The organism is Streptomyces sp. NPDC054932 (genome assembly GCF_053610205.1).
Genome location: NZ_JBSGXU010000107.1, coordinates 20,422 through 29,010, shown reverse-complemented (window position 1 = coordinate 29,010; position 8,589 = coordinate 20,422). Strand labels below are relative to the sequence as shown.

Sequence of the window (8,589 nt, the reverse complement as noted above, 5' to 3'; positions counted from 1 at the left end):
CATCCACCGAAGTGGACGGGGTATCAACTTCTGGCGTTGATTTTTGGCACGCTGTTGAGTTCTCAAGGAACGGACGCTTCCTTTGTACTCACCCTCAGCAACATCGGCTGGGGCTTTCCTCCGGGCTTTCGTTCTGTTCTTGCGTTTCCGACTCTATCAGACTCTTTCGTGTCCGACTTCCTCGGTGCTTTCCAGGTAATTCGCTTTCGCGTTTTCCCTTTCCGGCGGTTCCGACTCTATCAGCGCTTTTCCGTCTCCCTGACCACTCCCCGCACTACCGAAAAGGCATGCGAAAAGACGATCGAGATCAAGATCGGAGCTGAAGAGGAGGAGTCCCGTCCTTTGGCCGTTCGCGAGAAGTTCACACGAGGCGTCCCAGCGGGAGTCACGACAGTACAGCTCTGGGGGTGCCCAAGCAAATCGATTCAGGCGTATGGTCTAGTCCACCGGTCTAGTCCACTAGTCTCCGTGCCGAAGGGTCAGCCCGGAGCAGGATCAACATCGGGCGAACCCGAACATCTTGTGCCATATCCTTCTGAAGAGTACGCCGTTCGCGACAGGTAGTGACGGCGACACGAAGAGCCCCACCCCCTGGGAGGCCCCCATGACCAGCGTGACGTCCCCACTTGCCGGGCGCGCCATCGGACTCGCGGCAGTGCCCGATCCGGTGTTCTCCGGCGCGATGGTGGGACCGGGCACCGCTATTGATCCCGTGCGCGAGCCCTCGGAGGCGGTGTCCCCCGTCGACGGTGTGATCGTCTCCCTGCACCCGCACGCGTACGTCGTCGTCGACAGCGAGGGCCACGGTGTACTCACGCACCTCGGGATCGACACGGTTCAGCTCAACGGCGAGGGCTTCGAGCTCCTCGTGAACAAGGGCGACACCGTGACCCGCGGCCAGGCCGTCATCCGCTGGAACCCCGCTGCGGTCGAGGAGGCCGGCAAGTCGCCGATCTGCCCCGTCGTGGCGCTCGAGGCGACGGCCGAATCCCTCTCCGACGTCGTCGAATCCGGCGACGTGAAGGCTGACGACGCTCTCTTCAGCTGGCAGTGACGCGTCCGCCTGTACGGGCGAGTCGTACATCCACCGCGGCGGCTCGGCCCGCCGCTCAATCGGAGACGGGTGAAATGGAGACAACGCTGCGAGGCGTCGGCGTGAGCCACGGGGTGGCGATCGGCGAGGTGCGGCACATGGGCACGGCGGTTCTGGAGCCGCCGGCCAGGCAGATCACCGCGGATGAGGCGGCGCGCGAACAGGGGCGCGCCCGTCAGGCCGTGAGTGCCGTGGCGGCCGATCTGATCGCACGTGGCCAGCTGGCCGGTGGCGAGGCCCAGCACGTGCTCGAGGCCCAGGCGATGATCGCCGAGGACCCCGAGCTGATGGCGGACGTCGACCGGCGGATCGCCGTCGGCAGCACGGCCGAGCGCGGTGTGTACGACGCGTTCGCCGCGTACCGCGACCTGCTCGCCGGGGCCGGCGAGTACATGGCCGGCCGGGTGGCCGACCTGGACGACGTGCGCAACCGCATCGTGGCGCGGCTGCTCGGCGTGCCGATGCCGGGTGTGCCCGACAGTGACGAGCCGTACGTGCTGATCGCGCGGGACCTGGCTCCCGCCGACACCGCTCTGCTCGACCCGGCGCTCGTCCTCGGTTTCGTGACCGAGGAGGGCGGGCCGACCAGCCACAGCGCGATCCTGGCGCGGGCACTGGGCGTGCCGGCGATCGTGGCGCTGCCGGGTGCCGGTGAGATCGCCGAGGGCACGGTGATCGCGGTGGACGGCAGCACGGGTGACCTGTTCGTCGACCCGTCGGCGCAGAAGCGGGCCGAGCTGCAGGCCGCGGCCGCCGAGCGCAAGGCGGCTCTGGCCGCCTCGTCCGGTCCGGGTGCGACCTCCGACGGTCACAAGGTGCCGCTGCTGGCCAATGTCGGCGGTCCCGCCGATGTGCCGGCCGCCGTCGAGGCCGGGGCGGAGGGTGTGGGGCTGTTCCGCACCGAGTTCCTGTTCCTGGACGACAGCAAGAAGGCGCCGTCCGAGGAGAAGCAGATCGAGTCCTACCGCAAGGTGCTCGAAGCCTTCCCGGAAGGCCGGGTCGTCGTGCGTGTGCTGGATGCCGGCGCCGACAAGCCGCTGGACTTCCTGACCCCGGGCGACGAGCCCAACCCGGCGCTGGGTGTGCGCGGGCTGCGTTCGCTGCTGGACCACCCGGACGTGCTGCGTACGCAGCTCACCGCGCTGGCCAGGGCGGCCGAGGGGCTGCCGGTCCACCTCGAGGTCATGGCCCCGATGGTCGCCGACCGCATCGACGCCAGGGCCTTCGCGGACGCCTGCCGGGAGGCCGGTCTCAAGGCGAAGTTCGGTGCGATGGTGGAGATCCCCTCCGCCGCGCTGCGGGCACGCTCCATCCTGCAGGAAGTCGAATTCCTGTCGCTGGGTACGAATGACCTGGCTCAGTACGCCTTCGCGGCCGACCGCCAGGTCGGTGCCGTGTCCCGGCTCCAGGACCCGTGGCAGCCGGCGCTGCTCGACCTGATCGCCATGGCGGCGGATGCCGCCAACGCGGAGGGCAAGAGCTGCGGTGTCTGTGGCGAGGCGGCTTCCGACCCGCTGCTGGCGTGTGTGCTGACCGGTCTGGGTGTCACCTCTCTTTCGATGGGTGCCGCTTCGATCCCTTACGTGCGGGCGACGCTCGCCAAGTACACGCTGGCCCAGTGCGAGCGTGCCGCTGCGGCCGCTCGTGCGGCGGACAGTGCCGAGGAGGCCCGGCTGGCCGCCCGGGCGGTGCTGTCCGGCGAGTAGCCGGAGGCTGTGTGGTGTGGTGTGGAGGGGCCTTCGCCGGTGGCGAGGGCCCCTCGGTCCGTCCCGGGCCGGTCAGTGGTGCGGTGCGGGGCCGTCGACCTCGTAGCCCGGGCAGTATTCGACGCCCGGTTCGGGGGCGACGGGGTCTCCGGTGTCGGCGTCGGTGCAGTAGGCGTTGAAGACGGCCGCGGCCGAGAGGGCGGTGAGCCGGCCTCGGTCCAGGCGCCAGCCGTGGACCCGGTCCCGGTGGCCCTCGGTGGTGCTGCGTACCACCAGTCCCCCGGTGCCGCCGAGGGCTAGTCCCGCGGCGAGGACCGTCACGAAGTCGAGGCCTTCCCGGCTCTCGATGCGCGGCGGGGTGTCCGGGGCGTCGGTGGTGTCGGCGTGCAGGACGGCGACGAGCTGTTGCGTCTCGGTCGGGATGCTGCAGACGAAGTGGTGGTGGCCGGGTCCGGCGCCGGCCACGAGGCGTTTGAGCGCGTCGGTGGCACGGTCGAAGGAGGCCCGGCCGATGTCCTCGCCGCAGTCCGCGCAGTGGCCGACCTCGGCGAGGAGGCCGGTGGCGTACTCCCAGGTGGCCTGGCGGACGGCCTCGTCGACGAGGAGCGGGACGAGCTCGTCGATGGGCTGGCCGGTGTAGGGCAGGACGGCGCCGCTGCCGGCCAGCTCGGCCGTGAAGCGGGCGCGGGTCTCGGCGGTGTCCGGGTCGAGGTCGTTCTCCCCGCAGTACTCGGCGTACTCCGCGGGATCGAAGAGGGCGACGGTGGTGTGGATGCCCTGGGCCGTGAGGGACCGGAGCAGTCCGTCGACGTGGTGCAGGTAGTCGGCGTAGTCGGTGTGGTGGTCGAAGCTGAAGCTGCGGTATCCGCACATGGCCGCGAAGTCCCCGGCGTCGGCCAGCAGGCCGATGGTGCCGGGGACCTCGCGGCGCAGCATGCGGCGCCGGTCGGTGGTGCGGGTCCGGTGCGTACCGGTGTGGTTCTTGCGTGGCATGGCTCCCCCTGAGTACCGCAATCACTTGCTCACTCAGAGTAATCAGCGCCACTGACAGTGACCTCAGCCGCGGGTGCGGGCCAGCTCCTCGTAGAAGTGGAGGAGGTCGAGGTTGTCGACGGAGCCCGGGTTGACCGCCTTGGCCAGGGGGGCGCCCTGCAGGAGGCGCTTGACCGGGACCTCGATGCGCTTGCCGGTGAGGGTGTGCGGGATGCCGGGGACCTCGATGATCTCGTCCGGGACGTGGCGCGGGGAGAGTTCCTCGCGGATCGTCGCCTTGATCCGGGCGCGCAGGTCGTCGTCGAGGGTCGCGCCGGGGGCGAGGTGGACGAAGAGCGGCATCCAATAGCCGCCGTTCGGCTCCTCCAGGCCGATGACCAGCGATTCCTTGATCTCGGGGAGGCGTTCGACGGCCTCGTAGATGTCGGCGGAGCCCATCCGGACGCCCTGTCGGTTGAGCGTGGAGTCGGAGCGGCCGTGGATGATCACCGAGCCGTGGTCGGTGATCGTGATCCAGTCGCCGTGGCGCCAGATGCCCGGGAACATCTCGAAGTAGCTGTCGCGGTAGCGGCTGCCGTCGGGGTCGTTCCAGAAGTGGATCGGCATGGACGGCATGGGGTTGGTGACGACGAGCTCGCCGACCTCACCGGTGACCGGCTTGCCGGAGGGGTCCCAGGCCTGGAGGTCAGTACCGAGGCAGGCGGCCTGGAGCTCGCCGATGTGCACCGGCAGGGTGGGGACGGCGCCGGCGAAGCAGCTGCACACGTCGGTACCGCCGCTGACGGAGGCGATCCAGAGGTCCTCGGCGACCTCCTCGTGGAGCCAGCGGAAGCCGTCGGGCGGGAGCGGGGAGCCGGTGGTGGCCACGCACTTCACGGCGGAGAGGTCGAAGTCGCGGCCGGGGTGCACCTCGGCCTTGCGGCAGGCCATGACGTACGCGGCGGAGGTGCCGTACAGGGTGGCCCGGGTGCGCTCGGCGATGCGCCACTGGGCGCCCGTGTCCGGGTAGCCGGGGCTGCCGTCGTAGAGGACGACGGTCGTGCCGGTGAGCAGTCCGGAGATGAGGAAGTTCCACATCATCCAGCCGGTGGAGGTGTACCAGAAGAACCGGTCCTCGGGGCCGAGGTCGCAGTGCAGGCCGAGCTGCTTGAGGTGTTCGAGGAGGATGCCGCCCTGGGACTGGACGATGGCCTTGGGAAGGCCGGTCGTACCGGAGGAGTACAGCACCCAGAGCGGGTGGTCGAAGGGGACCGGCTCGAAGACGGGCTCGGTGTCGGCCGAGGTCAGGGCGGACCAGTCGAGGGCGCCTTCGGGGGCGGGCGTGCCGAGGAGCGGGATGTGGACGACGGCGCGCAGGGAGGGGAGGTCCGCCCGGAGCTCGGCGACGGTGTCGCGGCGGTCGTGCTGCTTGCCGCCGTACCGGTAGCCGTCCACGGTGAACAGGACGACGGGCTCGACCTGCTGGAAGCGGTCGAGGACGCTGCGGGCTCCGAAGTCGGGGGCGCAGGAGGTCCAGACACCGCCGACGGCGGCGGTGGCGAGGAGCGCGACGGCGGCCTCGGGAATGTTGGGGAGGTAGCCGCTGATCCGGTCGCCGGGGCGTACGCCGAGGGCGCGCAGTTCGGCCGCGAGCGACCCGACATGGCGGCGGAGCTCGGCCCAGGTGACGGGGACGGGCTCGTGGGTCTCGTCCACGTACAGCAGGGCGGGGTCGTCGGCGCGCGCCGGGTCCTCGGCGGCGCGCAGCGCGTGCTCGGCGTAGTTGAGGGTCGCTCCGGCGAACCAGCGTGCGCCGGGCATGGAGCGGTCGGCGAGGACGGACTGGTACGGGGTGGTGAAGCGGACGTCGAACCACTCGGCGACGGCCTGCCAGAAGGTGTCCAGCTCATCGACGGACCAGCTGTGCAGGGCCGGGTAGCCGCCGTCGGCGGGGGCTCCGTGGCGCTCGGCGGCCCATGCCTGGAAGGCGGTGATCCGGGCCGCGGCGATCCGGTCGGGGCCCGGCGCCCAGAGGGGTTCCGGCTGCGTGGCTGAGGTCATGGGTCGGCTCCCGGTCAAGTCTGCGGCTCGCGCTTCGTGTGCGTACGGTGCCATCGCGCGGGGGTGTGGGCGCGGCGGCTCACAGGGACCATGCCATGTGATCGTCCGCTGCACCAGGGCTGTCCTGGCGGGTCGGGTGATCGGCACGGGGGTGCCGCTGCCGGGTGAACGGCAGTTGAACGCCGTCCCTTGGGCCGGGGGCCGATGGCAGGGTGATCGGCATGGACGGTCGTGATCTGGTGCGTGCGGTGAAGGACATGGGTACGGAGCGCGGTCGGCGCGCCTGGCGCGTGGCATGGCGCCACCGGCGTGCGGATGCGGTGGGGCTTCCGCGCCGGGGCGCGGAGCGGGCGCGGGTGCCCGGGCTGCTGACCGGTACGGAGGCCCGGCCCGGCGGGGGTGTGCTCCGGTTCGCGCGCTCCGACCTGCTGGTGCGGGTCATGGTGGGCGGCGCGGTGTTCTGGAGCTGGGACGGGGCCGCGCCGACGCCCTCGTACGCGGTGGTGGGCGACGGGCCGGAACCGGATCCGCGGGCGGTGCTGGAGCCGGACACCGGGGGCGGCTGGCGGGTGGTGTCGGAGCGGGTGACGGTCGCGGTGTCCCGGCACGGGGCGGTGGAGGTGCGTACGCCGGGCGGGACGGTGCTGCGGCGGGAGTCGCCGCCGCGGTGGTGGGAGCCGGTGGATCCGCGGATGGGCGGGGCGCGGTGGCTGCAGCGGAGCGAGGTGCCGGCGGACGCGCGGTTCTTCGGGCTGGGCGGGCGGGCCGCGGGGCCGCGGCTTCGGGACGGGACGTACCGGTTGTGGAACACGGATCCGAAGGGGGGCTTCGGGCCGCGGACCGATCCGCTGTACCTGACGATGCCGGTGCAGATGGTGGTCGCGGACGCGGGGACGCATCTGGTGTTCCACGACAACTCGTGGGACGGCCGGGTGGTGCTGCGCGAGGGTGAGGAGGGTGCGGGTTCGGGCGCGGACCGGCCGGGGGCGAGTGAGCTGCGGATGGAGGGCGGGCCGCTGCGGTCCTGGGTGCTGGTGGGGACGCCGGCGCGGGTGCTGCAGGGGTGGTCGGGGCTGACGGGAGCGGCCGCGGTGCCGCCGGAGTGGGCGCTGGGGTACCAGCATGCGCGGTGGGGCTTCGGGAGCGCGGAGGAGGTGCGGCGGGTGGTCGCGGGGTACGCGTCGCGCGGGCTCGCGCTGTCGGCCGTGCATCTGGACATCGACCACTACGACGGGCACCGGGTGTTCACGGTGGACGGTGAGCGGTTCCCCGATCTGCCGGGGCTGGCCCGGGAGCTGCGGGAGCGGGGGGTGCGGCTCGTCTCGATCGTGGACCCGGCGGTGAAGGCGGGCGACGGGGTGCACACGTCGGGGACGGGAGTGGGGGCGGCCGGCGCCTTCGTGCGGGACGCGCGGGGCCGGGAGGTGCGCGGTGAGGTGTGGCCGGGCGAGTGCGCGTATCCGGATTTCACGGATCCGGCGGTGCGGGAGTGGTGGGGCGGGCTGTACGGGGAGCGGCTGGCGCAGGGCTTCGCCGGTTTCTGGCACGACATGAACGAGCCGGTGTCCTTCGCGGCGTTCGGGGACACCACGCTGCCGAGGTCGGCGCGGCACGCGATGGACGGGGCGGGCGGTGACCACCGCGAGGGGCACAACGTGTACGCCCTCGGGATGGCGCGGGCGGGGTGGGAGGGGCTGGTGCGGTTGCGGCCCGCCGAGCGGCCGTTCCTGTTCTCGCGGTCGGGGTGGGCGGGGATGCAGCGGTACGGGGGCTCGTGGTCGGGCGACGTGGAGAGCAGCTGGGAGGGGCTCAGGTCCTCGCTGGCGCTGGTGCTGGGTCTCGGGCTGTGCGGGGTGCCGTACTCGGGCCCGGACGTCGGCGGCTTCGGGGGTTCCCCGTCGCCGGAGTTGTACGTGCGGTGGCTGCAACTGGGGTCGTATCTGCCGCTGTTCCGGACCCACTCGGCGATCTGGGCGGGGCGGCGGGAGCCGTGGGAGTTCGGGCCGGAGGTGGCGGAGCAGGCGGCTGCGGTGATGGCGGAGCGGGAGCGGCTGCGGCCGTACTTCGTGACGCTGGCCCATCTGGCGCGGCGGACGGGCGCCCCGTACGTGCGGCCGGTGTGGTGGGGGACGCCGGAGGAGCGGCGGCTGCGGGACTGCGAGGACGCGTTCCTGCTGGGCGATGCGCTGCTGGTGGCGCCGGTGCTGGAGTGCGGGGCGGACCGGCGGGCGGTACGGCTGCCGCGGGGCCGGTGGTACGACACCGCGACCGGGGCGGCGTACGAGGGTCCGGGGCAGATCCTGCTGGACGCCCCGCAGGGCCGGATCCCGGTGCTGGCGCGGGCGGGGGCGCTGCTGCCGGTGCGGTCCGCCTCGGGCGACGGGGTGGAGCTGGAGGTCTGGGCCCCGGCGCGGGGGCGGACGGGGGGCGGGGTGGTGATCCGGGACCCGGGGCCCGGTTTCGAGGCGGGCGAGGTGGAGCGGTACACGGTGCGGTGGCTGGGGGACGCCGTGGTGGTGGAGGACGAGGCGGGGAACCCGGTGGAGGGGGTGACCGTACGGGGCCTGTAGCCGGTCAGGGTCTGTAGCCGTACGGGGCCCGGCAGCCGTGGGGGATCCATGGCCCTGGGTCCCGTGGCCCTACAGGTCCCGTGGTCCTACAGGTCCCGTGGTCCTACGGGTCCCGTGGTCACTCAGGCCATCAGTGCAACCATTGGTTGCGTATCCGACGGAGGTGGACTAGCCTGATACGCAACCA

6 protein-coding genes are annotated in these 8,589 nt (G+C 72.0%); 4 read left to right on the top strand and 2 right to left on the bottom strand.

Annotated features, from left to right (window positions below; genetic code table 11):
• From ACWGE1_RS25620 to ptsP, 3 genes are all read left to right on the top strand, one after another.
• A partial coding sequence (locus tag ACWGE1_RS25620) for a hypothetical protein (protein ID WP_453422834.1) occupies nt 1-564 on the top strand: 564 nt, incomplete at its 5' end.
• Nucleotides 565-604: 40 nt separating this feature from the next.
• Entirely contained in the window at nt 605-1,054 is a 450-nt protein-coding gene (locus ACWGE1_RS25615) for a PTS sugar transporter subunit IIA (protein WP_453422833.1), read from the top strand.
• Nucleotides 1,055-1,128: 74 nt separating this feature from the next.
• Nucleotides 1,129-2,799, top strand: a complete 1,671-nt coding sequence (gene ptsP, locus ACWGE1_RS25610; RefSeq protein ID WP_453422832.1) for a phosphoenolpyruvate--protein phosphotransferase — start codon at nt 1,129-1,131, stop codon at nt 2,797-2,799.
• 72 nt (nt 2,800-2,871) lie between these two features.
• Here ptsP and ACWGE1_RS25605 read toward each other — a convergent pair whose 3' ends face one another.
• Complete coding sequence (locus ACWGE1_RS25605; protein ID WP_453422831.1) at nt 2,872-3,792, bottom strand: hypothetical protein; 921 nt, start codon at nt 3,790-3,792, stop codon at nt 2,872-2,874.
• A 63-nt stretch (nt 3,793-3,855) separates the two neighbouring features.
• Nucleotides 3,856-5,832: an acetoacetate--CoA ligase gene (locus tag ACWGE1_RS25600; RefSeq protein WP_453422830.1), complete on the bottom strand. Its 1,977-nt coding sequence runs from the start codon at nt 5,830-5,832 to the stop codon at nt 3,856-3,858.
• Between the two features lie 221 nt (nt 5,833-6,053).
• Here ACWGE1_RS25600 and ACWGE1_RS25595 point away from each other — a divergent pair, with 221 nt between their 5' ends.
• Nucleotides 6,054-8,402 carry a glycoside hydrolase family 31 protein gene (locus ACWGE1_RS25595; RefSeq protein ID WP_453422829.1) on the top strand — a complete coding sequence of 783 codons (2,349 nt, stop codon included), beginning with the start codon at nt 6,054-6,056 and terminating at the stop codon, nt 8,400-8,402.
• Nucleotides 8,403-8,589 lie beyond the last annotated feature (187 nt).